Below are 14,858 nucleotides of genomic sequence, written 5' to 3' on the forward strand. Positions count from 1 at the left end.
GGGCGCTGCAATTCCACATATCTGCCTTTGGGAGAAAGCTCATGTCGAAGATTCAGGTAAAAACACCTCTCGTGGAGATTGACGGCGACGAGATGACCCGCGTCATGTGGGCCATGCTCAAAGATAAACTCATCCACCCCTATCTGGATGTGCAGCTCGAGTATTACGACCTGCATGTGAAACATCGTGATGACACAGACGACCAGGTAACCGTTGACGCTGCTGCAGCCATCAAGCGCCACGGCGTGGGCGTGAAATGCGCAACCATCACCCCGGATGCGGGCAGGGTTGGCGAATATGACCTGAAGAAACAGTGGAAGAGCCCCAATGGCACCATCCGTGCCCTTTTGGATGGCACTGTGTTCCGTGCGCCCATTCTGCTGAAAAACCTTACGGCCGCGGTTCCTTCCTGGGAAAAGCCCATAGTCATCGGCCGCCATGCGTACGGTGATGTCTACAAGAATGCAGAACTTTCCGTGGACGGTCCGGGCACGGCCGAATTGGTTTTTACGCCCAAGGATGGTGGTGAGCCGCAGCGCATAACGGTCCATGAATTCAGTGGTGCCGGCGTCTTGCAGGGCATGCACAACACGGACGCCTCCATTGAAAGCTTTGCACGCGCCTGCTGCACCTTTGCCCTCGACCAGAAGATAGACCTTTGGTTCGCCACCAAAGATACGATTTCCAAGATCTATGACGCCCGTTTTCGCGAGGTTTTTCAGCGCGTGTACGATGCAGAGTTTGCGGACAAGTTCAAGGCTGCCGGCATTGAATATTTCTACACCCTCATTGATGACGCTGTGGCGCGGGTGATGAAGAGCGAGGGTGGTTTCCTCTGGGCTTGCAAGAACTATGATGGCGACGTCATGAGTGACATGCTGGCTTCCGCCTACGGCAGCCTGGCGCTGATGACTTCCGTGCTGGTATCTCCGGACGGCTGTTTCGAGTACGAGGCTGCTCACGGTACGGTGCAGCGCCACTATTACCGCCACCTGAAAGGGGAGAGCACCTCCACCAACTCCATGGCGCTTATTTTTGCCTGGAGCGGCGCGCTGCGCAAGCGTGGGGAACTGGACGGTACGCCAGACGTGGTTGCTTTTGCAGATGCGTTGGAAGAAGCTTCCTGCGAGACCATCGAAAACGGCAAAATGACTGGAGACATGGCCCGTATCGCCAATCCACGCCCTGACAGCTTCCTGGATACCGAAGGCTTTCTGGACGCTGTGGCCGCTACCCTGGAAAGCAAGCTGACCAGCTAGTCTGCTGTTTACATGAAATACTAACCCCCCTGCCGTCAAAGACGGCAGGGGGGTTTTTCATGTATATTCTGTAAATGTCACCACGCGATAGAAATGCAGAAAGGCTTGGTATGCTATTGAAAACGTTTACTACTGAATAAATTCGCGACCAGGCATGATATCCAGGCTCATCACAAGGGTGTTTTCGATCTCTTCGATATCGCGGCAGAAAATTTCAACAAGCCGGGAATCGAGCTTCTTGCGTTTTGCTTCCTGACGCAGAATGGTCAGCGCCATTTCTTGAGAAAGTCCTTTTTTATAATGGCGGTCCTGGCGGAGTGCGTCGTATACATCGACAATGGCCATGATCCTGCTTTGCACTCCAATTTCCGCAGCCTTGAGCCCTTCGGGGTAGCCTGAACCGTCGAGCCGCTCGTGGTGTTGCAGCACCATGGTGAGGATATTGGGAAAGTGCATAGTGAAGGGGATGTTCTGCAGGATTCGGTGGCTTTCCTGAGGGTGGCGTTTGATTTCTTCCCATTCCGAAGGTGTGAGATTGCCGCGCGGCGTCAGCAACCTCTGCCCCTCCTCTTCTGTCAGGATGGTGATGGTTTTGCCCCCAACTTCAAGACTTTCGTTGCAGAGTTGCCGTACCAGGTCGTTGTCTTCGTCGGTCAGGTCGTACGCCTTGTTCACAATTTCCAGCCGGGCGTACAGCTCTTTCCACGGGGTCTGGTTCATCTCGCCCCATAATGCCAGACGCAGGCCAATGAGTTCCAGATGGGGGCGAGGCAGTCGTGTCTCTTTGGTCAGTACTTCTTCCCGCACTCCGATTTTGCCCACATCGTGCAGCAGGCCGGCGTAGAAAATTTCCTGAAAATTCTCGTCGCTAAACTCCAGGTCTGCGCAAACATCTTCATCCTTGTCCACCGCCACCGCCAGGCCCAGAGCATACTGGGCAACCCGATGCGAATGCCCTGCCGTGAGTCTGTCCCTGGCGTCAATGGCCGTGGCCATGGCTTTGACCAGCGCAAGAAGGATGTATTGCACCTGCTCGAAGTGGTAGGCGTTCGCCAGGCAGATGCCGGCAACGCTTGTCAACGTCGTGGTCTTTTTCAAGTGGGCAGAGCTGAAAGTGCGATCGGGGGAGGCAATGACAAGGGCAAGGACCCCCAGCTCAAATTGGGAACTGGTAAGCGGTGACAGCAACAGCCCGCATAGCTGGGGGCATTCGTTCTTCCAGCGTGGGTCGTTGCACAGTTCGTTGATAAGTTCCGATTTCTTGGTTCGCTTCACCTGGGCGAACAGGTCGCTCTTGGGCAGAGAGGAAAAGAAATGTGCAGGGACGGGAGGTGCGTCAGGATACATTTTTTCAATGAGTTCGAGGCGATCTTCCTGGCCGAAAACCAGGCAATAATCGGCGGGCAGGCCGGCTGCCTTGCATTCTTCCGCCAGAGCCTGGGCCGCGTCACCGAACTTCATGGAGGCGTTGAGATTGACCACTGCGCGTTGGAGTACCGAACTCTCGCGATATTGCTCCAAGGCTTCCTTGCCCACGCTGCGCCGGGTGTGTTCGGCAAAAGCCAGTTCCTCTAGGCAACGGCCAAGGAAATCCATGGCGAGTTGCAGCCGGTTCATGTCGTCATCTCCCTGGGGAAAGGGGGGCAGTGCTCCCGCCCATAACGTGGAAGATAAGGCCCCAGGAAGTTTCATGCTGATGCGGGGAGCCGTGGAGGGAATGCTGCAGGCAGCTGATCCGCAAGGATCATTGTCAGCCGCATCGGTATCTGGAAAATCACCAATTGTTACGGTATGGTACAGGCCGTCCACTTCCTGCCATGTAACAGCGAGGAAGGCCGGAACTCCAGACCCGCGGGCAGAATTCGGGGCGTTGTCTCCCTGACTGACGCCGATTCCTTGCAGCAAGGCGAGACCATCGGCTAAAAAGGTCTGCAAGCGCCTGGCTTTAAATATCTTGGCAAAGGAAGGCATGTCTCGGGAGGCTGCTCCTTGGAAATGATAACGTATACGTGGAACGAAAAATTGCGCAAAAATGAAAAAAAGGCGCACCCGCCAAAGGTAATCTCAAAAAAGGCCAGGAAAGCGCCCCCGAAAGGTGTCGGTTAATCCACTATTTGCAACAATTCTTTTGCCAGTTCCACGACTTCGTCGGGATCAAAGGGTTTGGTCATATAATCATATGCACCTATTTCAAGCCCTTTGCGCCGGTCTGCTTCCTGCCCTTTGGCAGTCAACAGAACTATGATGATATCCTTGAGTTCAGGGTCTTCCTTTACAGCCCGGCAGACCTCGTAGCCGTTCTTCTTGGGCATCATGATGTCCAGGAATACGGCTTGGGGGCGTTCTGTCCGGATCATGTTCAGGCCCTCCTCCCCGTCAGCAGCAGTGAGGATTTCGACGTCGAATTCGTCCTCGAGATCTTCGAGAGCCTGTTCCAGCAGCGTCCTGATGTGGAGTTCATCTTCTACGATAAGCAGCTTTTTGCCCATGGATTCTTGTCTCCTGCAGTCCCGAAATATATGGCAGCTAAGTGGTGTCTCCTGCATAGGGCAGGAAAAAATCGGGTATTATTGCAAGGACCGGTGTTGCGAAGAGCTCAGGCCCCCGGAATTCTCAGTTCCAATGGATGGCGGCCTGGCAATCTCCCCCCGGCTCTTGAACACAAAAAAGGGAATAGCAGTGTACGCCAGACGTTGCAAGTGTGATGGGTATCGAACACATTATTGCAGTGGTACAAAACCCAACATCGTCGCTGGAAATTTGTCTGTGGCAAGCAGAAATCCCTGCACATCACTGTCGCGCAGCAAGGCCAGACCTTCCCAGTTCCTTGGCATCATTCCCAATTCAAATATTACAGGGGGCGCATCCGCAAGTCTGGGCCCCTCCAAGGTCATTTCAAATGGCAAAATACGTTCTACATATTCTGAATTTGCGTGGGATTTGCCAACGCCCCAACGACGAACGATATCGTCTTCCGCCGGTTGCAAGAGTCCTTTGTTACCCGGCCAGAAGTAATTCAGCACCCAAAAACGGTCTTCATCATCCACGGTTGTTGCATCCGTAATGCGGTATTCAACGTGGGGGAAAGCTACAGGCGGCAGCGGCTTCATGTCGAAGTCGAAACGCAGCGCCATGGGGTGCGGGTTAACCTTGCGCCCGTTGGCCTCAAAAATAGCGTTGAGCCCGCTTGGCCCCAAAACCAGAGCTTCGAAAGACATGTTGCGCAGGTTCACGGGCGGGTCCAGCCGGGCCATACTGTCTTTTTCAAGCCACAGGCTGGCTTCATCCGGTGAAAAGATGCCCTGCACCAGCCAACTGCCCATGCGCCCTTCAGCATAAGTCTCAATGAGTAAAAAAGCCCTGTCCCCCAGGATGGCAATGGCCTCAAACCCTTCAAAACCAGGAAGTTCCCGGCAAAATTCCATGCCCCATAAACGGATTTCAGTCATGGGAAGGGGGGATGACATGTCCGGATGGTCCTGCTTTAAAAAGGAAACAATGTCCTTTTTGGCAATGGCAAACACCGATGCCGGAAAGTTGCGCTGCATATTGCCCCAGTCTGGATATTGGGGCAGCAAAATCAGCCGCTCTTTATGCCAGGCCAGCCCGGAGATCTCTGCTTTGGGGTCCTGCAGGGCGCCGGCCAGCGGCAGCAGACGGACTTTCTGCTCCTGCACTGCAAACACAGAAGAGGGCAAAGAGGCCGTCAGTATAAAAAGCAGAGCAATCGACGTTACGGTAATCTGCACGGTAGGGGGAGAATAAAGCCGCAAGCCTGAATTCATCATCTAAGCGACCCGGAACCTGAGCTGAAGGTTTGTACATCTTCGTTGTGATGCGTTATAATAATAGTAGTAGGAATTGCAATCATTCTGCACGAGCCTGGTGTGGCTGCTGCAAACGTAGCGAGCTCCTCGTTACAGCGATCCATCATGCTGCAAACAATCAGGTGGTAAAAAATGAGGATGAAAGACTTCGAGTATTATTATAGCAGCCGATGACATGTTGCGGCAAGTGATTGAAGCGGTGGAGTTTGCTGTTTCGGCAGGAGTCACCGCCAAAACTGCTTAACTGGAAGGCAGGGAGTGACATCATGAAAAACATAATGAGGTTCAGGAAAATAACGCTGGAAGGCAAGGGTACGCCATTGGTTATTATGACTATCATGGCGTGTTTAATGCTCTTTTGTGTGGCGCCCGCCCTGCAGGCGGCGGAAGCGCCGGCAATGGGGGGTGTGCAGCGTTCCATTCTTGGGGCGCAGTCACGCATGATTGAGCGTTCCATCAAAGCGGGGCAAAGCCGCATGGTTACGGTGCAGCACCCTGAAGCACTGCAAGAAAAGGGCATGGACGGTGTTGCCGCAGGAGATGAAGTGGAAGTTACAAGGCTGCAGGACGGGCGCCTGCAGGTGCATCACCCCGGCACGGGAAAAACCATCACCGTTGATGACGAGCCCTGAGCGTGATGCAGCAAAAATTGCCGGGGAGAAAAATCTCCCCGGCAGTATGCAGGCTGTTGGTGCAAGGATATCTGCGTAGTCAGGCGTTATCGTTTGATCTGCAACGCTGTCTGCAGCAATGAGTCCGACGTGGTGATGATTTTGCTGTTGGCCTGGAATCCGCGTTGCGTCGAAATCATGTTCACGAATTCTCTGGGTAATTCCACATTGGAGGTTTCCAGCCCGTATTGGGTGATGGCGCCGAGCCCGTCTTCGCCGGCAAAGCCCTGGCGCGCTGCGCCCGAGGCTTTAGTGGCGCTGTAATGGTTGTCGCCTTCACGGCTCAGCCCATAGGGATTGGCGAAATTATACATGTTTATGCGGTAGAGGTCCTGATCCTGGCCATTACTGTAATTGCCGATGATCACCCCGTCCTCATTTACCGTGAACCCTTCCATGTATCCTTCTCCGTACCCGTCCTGCCTGGAATAGATCGTCGAGGACGAGGAACCATCATGGGCGGTGGTGGCGGTTGCGGATCTGGTGCCGTCAAAAGACGGCAATGCGCTTGGAGAAGCGCCTACGGCTGCGGCATTGGAGGCGGTAGTACCCCATCCCGTGCCGTTGTTGCTCAGCCCAAAGTCCGCTGAGATGGTCGTGGTCTCTCCGTTGGCGTAGGTTACGGAGAATTGCGGCTGTCCGTCCGCGTCAAAGCCGCTGGGCACCCAACTGTCCAGGGATTTGCTCCCCGTACCGTCATTGGTGAAGGCGGACATGTTCTGGAGTTTGCCAGCGCTGTCGAAAGACAGGGTGCCGAACATCAGCAGGCCTGCGGATGAGGTCCCGGCAAATGTTGCCCGGCCGTCTTCCGCCGGGTCCATGCCTATGGCGAACTCGAACACGCTGCCCCCGCCAGAATTGGAAACATTCGCCTTGTCGAAATACACGTTCAGATCGCGGTACTCGCCCGTATCGTCCCAGGCGCGGATAGAGTCGGAATAAGCATACGTGGCGGACGAAAGGGGCGTTTTCGATGTGCCGTTCCACAGATTCGCCAAAGAAAAGAATGGATCCGTGGCGCTTGGGGAGGCGTCTATATCGCCGAGATTGGTGATCATGGATATGGACGTCGTTGCACTTGGGGCCATGACCACATGCCCTTGATCGTTGGCCTCGAACTGAATATCGCCCGATGTTCCTGCGTTTGGGCCGTAGAGTGACTGCCCCTGCAAAATATACCCGTGCGGGTCGATCATATACCCGTACTGATTCACGCTGAAATTGCCTGCACGGGTGTAATAGGTCGTATCATCTCTGGCGACGCCAAAGAACCCATTACCAGAAATGTGCAGGTCTCCCATCATGTTCGTGCTTTCATAACCACCCTGAACAAAATTGGTTTTTACTTCACTCAACGTGGCGCCCATGCCCAGCTGCGAAATGCCTACCGTTGGTTGGTTCGCGGCTTGGGGTACGTCCTGGCTCATGAGGTTGGCGAAAATCGCTTCAGAGCTTTTGTAGCCCACGGTGTTCACATTAGCGATATTGTTGCCCAATACCTGCATGCCCTGGGAATGTGTTTTCATTCCCGTAGCGCCAATGTAAAATGATGACAGCATAGATGCCTCCTTTGCCCGGGGCGTATCACCCTGTGCAGTGGGGGGCGGCCACCTGGCCGTACGTCCGGGCACGGGAAATAGTTTCCCGCCGTACTGCTGGAAGCAGGGAACGTGCCAAATCTTAAGAAAAGCTTAAGACGCAGAAAAAAAGTCGGGGGACGAAAAAATATTTTTGGTGGGATAAAACGTCAGAATTTGCGGTACTGCACGGCGATGTAAAGCGGCTCTGAAAGCCGGAGGACCACCCGATACGCGGCGTAGTTGGTCAAATCGCGCCGGTTGTACTCGTATACCCGCTCCAGCAGGCCCATGAGTTTGGATTCGTCAGGAAATTTATCGTTCAGTTCATCAAACTTCTCCTGCGTGGAATTCATTTTGCCTTCAAAAACAAGCTGCACATGATAGGCTTCGTCTGGGGAAATGGTGAATTCGCTCAGGGTGAACCCAAGGGATTCAAGGATGAATTTGTAGCGGGTAATGCGATCCTCTATAGCTACGGCTTCAGGATCCACAGGCAGTTCTTCCCCTTTGAGATCGAGAGGCAGTTCCCCCTGGGCTTCCACCTGGGGGCTCTGGCCCGGCTGCGTCGGCGTAACCCCATTGCCCCCATTGTTCAGGGCGGCTTCAGGAGTCATGACTACAGTGTCGCTTTTTTGCAGCTGTACGGGTTTTAAGGTGCCTTCCTCACCAGCTGTAACCTTGACGCAAGCTCCTTGATGCGGTGTAAAGAAAAGGACCGCAAAAAATATGGCGCAGACTGCAACAAGGTGGAATGTGCTGCAAGTAAGGCCTTTCTGCATGTGTGATGCGCGGTTGGCGACCATTATAATCGAACTCACTCCCAAGGTGGTGGCTTTCGAAGAAAGGGAACCCGAAACTAAACTAGACAATATCTAAAGCAAAAAGCTGCACGGGAAGCAAGTATTTTCTCTGCCAAAAAGAACGGAAAGTTGCTGAAATGAGGCTGGACAGGGGGCTTGGCCGCTGATAATGGGCCTTTGCAGCGGAACGCTCCCCATGGGGGAGGGTGCAGACACCTTTTTCAGGAGAAGACCATGACCGACGAAACCAGGCATCAGGACACGGTGGAAGAAGAAAGCTTCGCCGCCATGTTGGAAGCCTCTGCCTCAGAGAATCAGGCCGCCCTGCGTGTGGGCGACAAAATTCGTGGCGCCATCATTGCTGAGACCAAAGACAGCGTGTTCATCGATGCCGGTGCAAAAATCGACGGTGTGGCCGACAAGGCCGGACTGTTGGATGAAAATGGCGAATTCCCGTATAAAGTCGGCGACGAACTTGAGCTGTTTGTCGTCAAGGTGGCTGGGGGCGAGATAAAGCTTTCCAGACACATAAGCGGGGATGGTGGGCTCGCCTTGCTCCAGGACGCCTGGGAAAAAGGCATTCCTGTGCAGGGCAAGGTCAAAGGCACCTGCAAGGGTGGTTTCAACGTTCAGGTTATGGGCCGCCGGGCCTTTTGCCCCATTTCGCAGATCGATACCCAATATGTGGAAGATCCGGAACCCTATGTGGGTGAGGAATACAGTTTTCAGATTACGACGTTTGAAGAGAGCGGCCGTAATGTTGTTGTCTCCCGCCGCAAACTGCTGGAAGCCGAACAGCAGGAGGCGGCCGAGCAGTTCCAGCAGGATGTTGCGCCCGGCGCTGTCATGGACGGCAAGGTGGTGCGCATCAAGCCTTTTGGCGTCTTTGTGGAACTGGTCCCTGGCGTGGAAGGCATGGTCCATGTTTCCGAGTTGGGCTGGACCCGGGTTGCCGAGCCGCGTGATGTGGTAACCGAAGGCGAGATTCTTTCCGTTAAAGTGCTCTCCGTGGAGCCTGATCCAAAGCGCAAAGGACTGCGCATTGCGCTTTCCGCCAAGCAGGCCCAGGCCGACCCCTGGGAAGGTGTGGCGCAGCGTTTTGCTCCAGGTGATGTTGTGGAGGGCACGGTGATTCGGCTGGCGCCCTTTGGCGCCTTTGTGGAACTGATGCCCGGCGTGGAAGGCCTGGTGCACATCAGCGAGCTTTCCTACACCAGGCGTGTGCACAAGCCTGAAGAAGTGGTGCAGCCTGGCGACCGTGTGGAAGTCACCGTGAAGGATGTGGACGAAGCGCAGCGTCGTATCGGCCTCAGCTTGCGGGAAGCGCAGGGCGATCCCTGGAGCACGGCGGATCAGCGCTATGCACAGGGCGCAAAGTATGCCGGCACCGTGGAAAAGCGTGAACAGTTCGGTCTGTTCATCACCCTGGAGCCCGGCATCACCGGCCTGATGCCCAAGTCGCTGATGGCCAAGGCCCAGGACCCCGCTGCATACGAAAACCTCAAGCCGGGCGATCCGGTGGAGGTCATGATCGAGAACCTGGACATCGACGCCCGTAAAGCCACCCTGGCTCCCGCCGCCATCAAGGAAGGCGAGAACATGGATTGGCGCAAGGAGCTGGCCAAGACCGAGGCGGCTGCCCCCGCGCCAAAACAGGGCGAATCTGAAGGCATGGGCACCCTGGGCGACCTGTTCAAGGAAGCCATGGCCAAAAAGAGCAAAAAATAGCTGTTTCAGGCGTATTACAAAGGCAAGCAAAGCGCCCCTCGCTACAATGCGGGGGGCGCTTTTTTATTTGGGATTGTCCGCAAGGCGCGCGTAGAGCTCTGCGTATTGGCCTACGATGTCGGAAAGTTCGTAGTGTTCCACGATTCGCTCACGGGCTTTGCGCCCCAAGGCCTGTCGCTCTGGAGCAGACTGCAGGGCCAATTCAGCCATTCCTTTGGCCAGGGATTCAGGATCATTCGGCGGCGCAGCGTGTCCCGTTCCGGCAATGATTCTGGCCGTATCGCCCACTTCCGTTCCCACACAGGGAACGCCGCAGGCCATACTTTCGGCAATGGCGTTGGAAAAACCTTCTCCGAATAGGGAGCTGGATACGCCAATATCCATGGCGGCGTGCACCCTAGCCACATCGTCACGGCGCCCCAGCAAGCGGCAGGCTTCGTAAACGCCGTTTTCCTGCAACGCAGCGACCAGTTCGGTATTGTTCTGGTCCACATCCGCACCATAGAGAACGAAGCGAAGAGAAGGCGCCTGCTTCAGTGCAATGCCGGCTGCCTTGGCAAAGAGCAGGTGCCCTTTCATAGGGTCCCAGCGTGCGGCGAGCCCGGCCGCCACATGGGAGTCGTCCAACCCCAGCTCGGCGCGCACCGCAGCCCGGGCTTCAGGGTCGGGCTTCAGCTCCTCGGTATTGTAGCCATTTGGTATGACGAGAAAATCCGTGTCTTTATAGCCCAGGGCAACGTGGAATTCCCGCGCGGCATGGGCGTTGGTCAGAATACAGCGGGGTATGCCGGAAAGTTTGGCGCAGGTGCGCACCGTAAGCGCCGTCATGCGACTGTAAGCGTTCAGGTCCATGTCGGTGCAGCGCACATTCCAGATGATGTTTTTTTGTCCCACGAGCCGGGCGCTCAACCCCAGCAAATCTGCGTGGTACATCCAGGTCTGGAGCACATCCGGCCGCCAGCTCCGCAGGATGCGCAGCAGTTTGAGCACCACCAGCGGGTTAGGGCGCGACGGCGTCATGTCCAGATAATCCACCCGGACACCCAGGTCCTGCAGCCAGTCACCCACAGGGGCGGAACGCACCAGCGAACCAACCCGGCACTCCACCCCTTGCTTGAGCAGTTCGCGCACCAGGCGGTAGAGGAATACTTCGGCGCCGCCCGTCTCCAGGGTGGTTATCAAGTGGTAGATGCGCGGCATCAGGAGCTCTTTTTCTTTGTTGTGCTTTTGGCGGACTTTTTCGCTGGCTTCTGCTCCACACCGAGTTTTGGGCAAATGTCGGCAAGTTCGCATTCGCCACACTGCGGAGAGCGAGCCATGCAGACATCACGTCCAAAATAGACCAGAAGGTGGTTCACTTCGCCCCAGTCTTGCTGATCGAAAAGGGGCATCAGGTCCTGCTCTATGCGTTTCGGATCCTGGGATTTGGTAAGCCCCATACGAAAGGAGAGGCGTTTGACGTGGGTGTCCACGGCCAGCCCCTCGTTGATGCCAAAGGCGTTGGAAAGCACGATGTTGGCTGTCTTGCGCGCCACGCCGGGCAGGGTGGTGAGCTCTTCCATGCTGCGTGGCAGCTCGCCGCCATATTCTTTGGTCACTTTTTGTGCGGTGGCCAACAGATTCTTTGCCTTGTTGCGGAAAAAGCCTGTGGAGCGGATAACCTCTTCCACATCGCCCTGTTCGGCCTGAGCCAGTTCCGCCGGCCCGGGCCAGCGCTTGAAAAAACCGGGGGTGACCATGTTCACCCGCGCGTCTGTGCATTGCGCGGCCAGCACTGTGGCGACCAGCAGTTCCCATGGGTCTTCCCAGTCCAGGGCCGAACCTGTCTTGGGGTAGCGCTGCTGCAACCGTTTCAGGATGCAGCGGGCGCGGGCCTTGGCATTGGTGCGCGCGTTGTCAGGACATTCTACAGGGCTGCGGGGCATGGCTCCTCCTCGTGATGGGTGGCTGGATGGCAGCGGCTCTGGCGTAGCGCATAGGGCATTGCCTGGCAAGTACGCGGCAGCAGGATGTGGTGCTTTTCCCCTCAGGTGGACAGTATAGACCATATGGCTTATGCCGTTTAATCGTTACTGAGAGCATAACACAGGTTTCTATGTGGTTGTCTGTTTTTTGGGTGCTTCGCCCCGTATCGGTCGACGCCTGGCAGGGCGTCTTCTACTGGCGGGCACGCCTGGACAATACCTGCTCGTGGCACAGGAGGCGATCATGAAGACGTATTTGGTGTACATGACGGCAGCCAATGCCGCTGAGGCCGAAGCAATAGGGGCCGCGCTAGTCAAGGAGCGTCTGGCCGCCTGCGTGAATATCCTTGAGGGCATGCGCTCCATGTTCTGGTGGGACGGAGCGGTGCAGAACGAAAACGAGGTTGTGTTCATGGCCAAGACGGCTGCGGACCGGCTCGATGCCCTTATACAGGAAGTAAAGCGGTTGCACAGTTATGATGTGCCCTGCGTTGTGGCGCTCCCGCTGGAAGGGGGCAATCCCGACTTCCTGGAGTGGATTGTGGCTTCCACCAGATCCGAGACAGGGGCGTAGCCCCGGTCCGGCTTCATTCACGCGAAATCCGTCTCCTCTATCATACATCCTTGAAAAGGAGCTATCCATGCGCATTTACGTATCCGGTTCTCTGGCTTTTGACCGTATCATGAATTTTCCCGGGAGCTTTGCCGAGCATATTCTGCCCGACCATATTCACCAGCTCAATGTCTGTTTTGTGGTGGACGGTATGGAGGAAAAGTTCGGCGGCACCGCAGGCAATATCGCATATTCCCTGGCTCTGCTGGGCGAATCCCCCCTGGTTCTGAGCTGCGTAGGCAAAGACTTCTCGGCCTATGAAAAACGTATGCGCTCCCTTGGCCTGCCCCTGGATGGCATCCGCGTGGTGGACGACGATTTTACCGCGGGCGCTTACATCACTACGGACAAGTCGGACAACCAGATTACGGGCTTCAATCCCGGCGCCATGCGCCACAGCGCCAACCCCCACATAGACCGCACCAATATCGGGGGCAGCCTGGCCATCATTTCTCCCGGTAATGTGGAAGATATGACCTCCTTGCCCAAAGTGTACAAGGAACTGAATATTCCCTACATCTTCGATCCGGGCCAGCAGATCACTGCGCTTTCCGGCAAGCAGATGGAAGAGGCCCTGACCGGCTGCTACATGCTGGTGACCAACGACTATGAGCTCGAGATGGTCATGAAGGCCACGAGTCTGAGCAAAGAGCAGATTCTCGAACGTGTGGAAGTCCTGGTGACCACCCTGGGCGACAAGGGCTCGTTGCTGTACGAGGGCGGTAAAAAGATCGAGATTCCCGCTGCCCCTGTGGAAGAAACCCTTGATCCCACCGGTGCCGGCGATGCCTTCCGCTCCGGATTGATGAAAGGGATTGTGAATGGCAAGCCCCTGGCCACCGCCTGCCGTTTGGGCGCTGTATGCGCAGCTTACTGCGTGGAAAATTACGGCACCCAGGAACATTCCTTCGACCAAAAGCTGGTGGCTGCCCGTTACCAGCAGGCCTTTGGCGAAAGTTACGAATAAGCGCAGCTTCCTTACATCAAGATTACGTTTCGTTCATTGTCCCTGTTCAGGGCGCAAAAGGGCTTGTCCAGGCAAGCCCTTTTGCGTTAGCAGGACACTCGCCAATGCCGTAAAGGATGCCTATGGGCTGCATGAGTGCCCCTTTACAAAGGGGCGTGCGCATAGGCCGACTTCCTGATCAATACGCGCCCTGCGCCAGGGCTGGTTGTAAAATGCACTAACGCCGGACACCTAAGGATCCACAATGACCGCGATGCGGCGCCTTGCCATGGTATTTCTGGTTTTCTTGGTCCTGCTTTCGGGTTGCGCCAAGCGCCACCCCCAGCTGGGCGGTCTTGAAAAAGAGCAGTTTATGGAAATGGCCGGACAGATGATTCTTGTCGGCTTCAGAGGGCTGCAACTCAAGCCCGAGGATCCGGTCATGCTGGATGCCGCTGCCGGCAGGATCGGGGGCGTTGTGCTCTTTTCCAGAGATGTGGCCCTGGATTCCCCGGTGCGCAATGTCCGCAGTCCGGAGCAGGTGCGCGAGCTGGTTTCCCACGCTGCAGAGCGAATCCAATATTCCACTGTTGGTGGCTGTGGACCAGGAAGGCGGGCGTGTGGCGCGATTCTCCCCTGAGCATGGGTTCCCCCCGACCCGGTCGGCGCAGGAACTGGGAGAAGAGGGCAATCCCGAAATAACCCGCCAGGCTGCCAGAAAAATCGGCGAGACCCTGAGCAGCGTTGGGTGCAATCTGGATCTGGCCCCCGTGGTGGACGTCAACGTGACCCCGGACAATCCCGCCATCGGCAAGCTGGGGCGCAGTTTCTCCGCCGATCCTGAAGAGGTGGGCCGCCAGGGTCTGGCTTTCGTGCGCGGGCTCCATGAAGCCGGCGTGCTCTCCAGCCTTAAGCATTTTCCCGGCCATGGCAGCGCATGGAATGACTCACACCTGGGCATGGTCGATATTACAAATACCTGGAGCGAAAAGGAACTTGTGCCTTTTAACCCGCATCATGGAAGCCGGAGAAAACCGACGCCGTGATGACCGCACATGTTTTCAACGCCAGGCTCGATGCCGAGCACCCCGCCACGTTGTCCTACCCCATCATAGACGGGATATTGCGCAAGCGCCTGGGCTTTGACGGGGTTGTCTTTTCCGATGACATGCAAATGCACGCCATTACGGATCACTACAACCTGAAAGAGGCCGTGACACTAGCCGTCAACGCCGGTGTCGATATGCTGCTTTTCGGCAATAATCTTTCCTATGATCCCGGCATTGCAGAAGAAGTGCAGGATATTCTGCTTGCCCAGGTCCTGGCGGGGGCGATTCCCGTTGAACGCATCCAGGAATCCTACGCCCGCGTCATGGAACTCAAGTCCAAACTCGCAGCCTTGAACGGAGAAGCCGAGCCCAAGCATGTAGTGCAATAGCGTCTCTGGGGCTGCGCAAGATCGTTCAAGAC

General features: G+C 56.0%; 15 protein-coding genes. 8 read left to right on the plus strand and 7 right to left on the minus strand.

Annotated elements, in window-relative coordinates; genetic code table 11:
• Positions 1 to 41 precede the first annotated feature (41 nt).
• Positions 42 to 1,259: an NADP-dependent isocitrate dehydrogenase gene (locus tag ACZ5EH_RS10715; protein ID WP_464278119.1), complete on the plus strand. Its 1,218-nt coding sequence runs from the start codon at positions 42 to 44 to the stop codon at positions 1,257 to 1,259.
• Between the two features lie 129 nt (positions 1,260 to 1,388).
• Here ACZ5EH_RS10715 and ACZ5EH_RS10720 read toward each other — a convergent pair whose 3' ends face one another.
• The 3 genes from ACZ5EH_RS10720 to ACZ5EH_RS10730 all read right to left on the minus strand — a co-directional run bounded on the left by ACZ5EH_RS10720 (position 1,389) and on the right by ACZ5EH_RS10730 (position 5,047).
• Positions 1,389 to 3,230: an HD domain-containing phosphohydrolase gene (locus tag ACZ5EH_RS10720; protein ID WP_464278120.1), complete on the minus strand. Its 1,842-nt coding sequence runs from the start codon at positions 3,228 to 3,230 to the stop codon at positions 1,389 to 1,391.
• Positions 3,231 to 3,361: 131 nt separating this feature from the next.
• Positions 3,362 to 3,748, minus strand: coding sequence for a response regulator transcription factor (locus tag ACZ5EH_RS10725; protein WP_464278121.1), 387 nt, complete (start codon positions 3,746 to 3,748; stop codon positions 3,362 to 3,364).
• A gap of 231 nt (positions 3,749 to 3,979) precedes the next feature.
• Positions 3,980 to 5,047 carry a hypothetical protein gene (locus tag ACZ5EH_RS10730; protein WP_464278122.1) on the minus strand — a complete coding sequence of 356 codons (1,068 nt, stop codon included), beginning with the start codon at positions 5,045 to 5,047 and terminating at the stop codon, positions 3,980 to 3,982.
• 305 nt (positions 5,048 to 5,352) lie between these two features.
• On the opposite strand from ACZ5EH_RS10730, the gene ACZ5EH_RS10735 reads away from it, so the two are divergent.
• Complete coding sequence (locus tag ACZ5EH_RS10735; protein WP_464278123.1) at positions 5,353 to 5,718, plus strand: hypothetical protein; 366 nt, start codon at positions 5,353 to 5,355, stop codon at positions 5,716 to 5,718.
• Positions 5,719 to 5,804: 86 nt separating this feature from the next.
• Here ACZ5EH_RS10735 and ACZ5EH_RS10740 read toward each other — a convergent pair whose 3' ends face one another.
• Together ACZ5EH_RS10740 and ACZ5EH_RS10745 are read right to left on the minus strand one after the other, a co-directional pair.
• Positions 5,805 to 7,316, minus strand: coding sequence for a flagellar hook protein FlgE (locus ACZ5EH_RS10740; RefSeq protein WP_464278124.1), 1,512 nt, complete (start codon positions 7,314 to 7,316; stop codon positions 5,805 to 5,807).
• A 188-nt stretch (positions 7,317 to 7,504) separates the two neighbouring features.
• Positions 7,505 to 7,951 carry a hypothetical protein gene (locus ACZ5EH_RS10745; protein ID WP_464278125.1) on the minus strand — a complete coding sequence of 149 codons (447 nt, stop codon included), beginning with the start codon at positions 7,949 to 7,951 and terminating at the stop codon, positions 7,505 to 7,507.
• Positions 7,952 to 8,371: 420 nt separating this feature from the next.
• Here ACZ5EH_RS10745 and ACZ5EH_RS10750 point away from each other — a divergent pair, with 420 nt between their 5' ends.
• Positions 8,372 to 9,865, plus strand: coding sequence for a 30S ribosomal protein S1 (locus tag ACZ5EH_RS10750; protein ID WP_464278126.1), 1,494 nt, complete (start codon positions 8,372 to 8,374; stop codon positions 9,863 to 9,865).
• 63 nt (positions 9,866 to 9,928) lie between these two features.
• Here ACZ5EH_RS10750 and ACZ5EH_RS10755 read toward each other — a convergent pair whose 3' ends face one another.
• Together ACZ5EH_RS10755 and nth are read right to left on the minus strand one after the other, a co-directional pair.
• Positions 9,929 to 11,065, minus strand: a complete 1,137-nt coding sequence (locus ACZ5EH_RS10755; protein ID WP_464278127.1) for a glycosyltransferase — start codon at positions 11,063 to 11,065, stop codon at positions 9,929 to 9,931.
• Positions 11,065 to 11,790, minus strand: a complete 726-nt coding sequence (gene nth, locus ACZ5EH_RS10760; protein ID WP_464278128.1) for an endonuclease III — start codon at positions 11,788 to 11,790, stop codon at positions 11,065 to 11,067. Before nth ends, ACZ5EH_RS10755 begins: the two co-directional genes overlap by 1 nt.
• 283 nt (positions 11,791 to 12,073) lie before the next feature.
• On the opposite strand from nth, the gene cutA reads away from it, so the two are divergent.
• From cutA to ACZ5EH_RS10785, 5 genes are all read left to right on the plus strand, one after another.
• On the plus strand, positions 12,074 to 12,403 hold the full coding sequence (cutA, locus tag ACZ5EH_RS10765; protein ID WP_464278129.1) for a divalent-cation tolerance protein CutA: 330 nt from the start codon (positions 12,074 to 12,076) through the stop codon (positions 12,401 to 12,403).
• Positions 12,404 to 12,470: 67 nt separating this feature from the next.
• Complete coding sequence (locus ACZ5EH_RS10770; RefSeq protein WP_464278130.1) at positions 12,471 to 13,409, plus strand: carbohydrate kinase family protein; 939 nt, start codon at positions 12,471 to 12,473, stop codon at positions 13,407 to 13,409.
• A 244-nt stretch (positions 13,410 to 13,653) separates the two neighbouring features.
• Positions 13,654 to 14,028 carry a hypothetical protein gene (locus tag ACZ5EH_RS10775; protein WP_464278131.1) on the plus strand — a complete coding sequence of 125 codons (375 nt, stop codon included), beginning with the start codon at positions 13,654 to 13,656 and terminating at the stop codon, positions 14,026 to 14,028.
• Positions 14,009 to 14,434: a glycoside hydrolase family 3 N-terminal domain-containing protein gene (locus ACZ5EH_RS10780; RefSeq protein ID WP_464278132.1), complete on the plus strand. Its 426-nt coding sequence runs from the start codon at positions 14,009 to 14,011 to the stop codon at positions 14,432 to 14,434. The genes ACZ5EH_RS10775 and ACZ5EH_RS10780 overlap by 20 nt, the downstream gene beginning before the upstream one ends.
• Positions 14,434 to 14,826, plus strand: coding sequence for a glycoside hydrolase family 3 N-terminal domain-containing protein (locus ACZ5EH_RS10785; protein WP_464278133.1), 393 nt, complete (start codon positions 14,434 to 14,436; stop codon positions 14,824 to 14,826). The genes ACZ5EH_RS10780 and ACZ5EH_RS10785 overlap by 1 nt, the downstream gene beginning before the upstream one ends.
• The last annotated feature ends 32 nt before the right edge of the window (positions 14,827 to 14,858 follow it).

It is taken from the genome of Desulfovibrio biadhensis (genome assembly GCF_055388615.1).

Excerpts from the sequence above, each read along its gene's own strand:
- ACZ5EH_RS10715 (WP_464278119.1), top strand. The coding sequence starts at position 42 with ATGTCGAAGATTCAGGTAAAAACACCTCTCGTGGAGATTGACGGCGAC.
- ACZ5EH_RS10720 (WP_464278120.1), bottom strand. The coding sequence starts at position 3,230 with ATGCCTTCCTTTGCCAAGATATTTAAAGCCAGGCGCTTGCAGACCTTT.
- ACZ5EH_RS10725 (WP_464278121.1), bottom strand. The coding sequence starts at position 3,748 with ATGGGCAAAAAGCTGCTTATCGTAGAAGATGAACTCCACATCAGGACG.
- ACZ5EH_RS10730 (WP_464278122.1), bottom strand. The coding sequence starts at position 5,047 with ATGATGAATTCAGGCTTGCGGCTTTATTCTCCCCCTACCGTGCAGATT.
- ACZ5EH_RS10735 (WP_464278123.1), top strand. The coding sequence starts at position 5,353 with ATGAAAAACATAATGAGGTTCAGGAAAATAACGCTGGAAGGCAAGGGT.
- ACZ5EH_RS10740 (WP_464278124.1), bottom strand. The coding sequence starts at position 7,316 with ATGCTGTCATCATTTTACATTGGCGCTACGGGAATGAAAACACATTCC.
- ACZ5EH_RS10745 (WP_464278125.1), bottom strand. The coding sequence starts at position 7,951 with ATGACTCCTGAAGCCGCCCTGAACAATGGGGGCAATGGGGTTACGCCG.
- ACZ5EH_RS10750 (WP_464278126.1), top strand. The coding sequence starts at position 8,372 with ATGACCGACGAAACCAGGCATCAGGACACGGTGGAAGAAGAAAGCTTC.
- ACZ5EH_RS10755 (WP_464278127.1), bottom strand. The coding sequence starts at position 11,065 with ATGCCGCGCATCTACCACTTGATAACCACCCTGGAGACGGGCGGCGCC.
- nth (WP_464278128.1), bottom strand. The coding sequence starts at position 11,790 with ATGCCCCGCAGCCCTGTAGAATGTCCTGACAACGCGCGCACCAATGCC.
- cutA (WP_464278129.1), top strand. The coding sequence starts at position 12,074 with ATGAAGACGTATTTGGTGTACATGACGGCAGCCAATGCCGCTGAGGCC.
- ACZ5EH_RS10770 (WP_464278130.1), top strand. The coding sequence starts at position 12,471 with ATGCGCATTTACGTATCCGGTTCTCTGGCTTTTGACCGTATCATGAAT.
- ACZ5EH_RS10775 (WP_464278131.1), top strand. The coding sequence starts at position 13,654 with ATGACCGCGATGCGGCGCCTTGCCATGGTATTTCTGGTTTTCTTGGTC.
- ACZ5EH_RS10785 (WP_464278133.1), top strand. The coding sequence starts at position 14,434 with ATGACCGCACATGTTTTCAACGCCAGGCTCGATGCCGAGCACCCCGCC.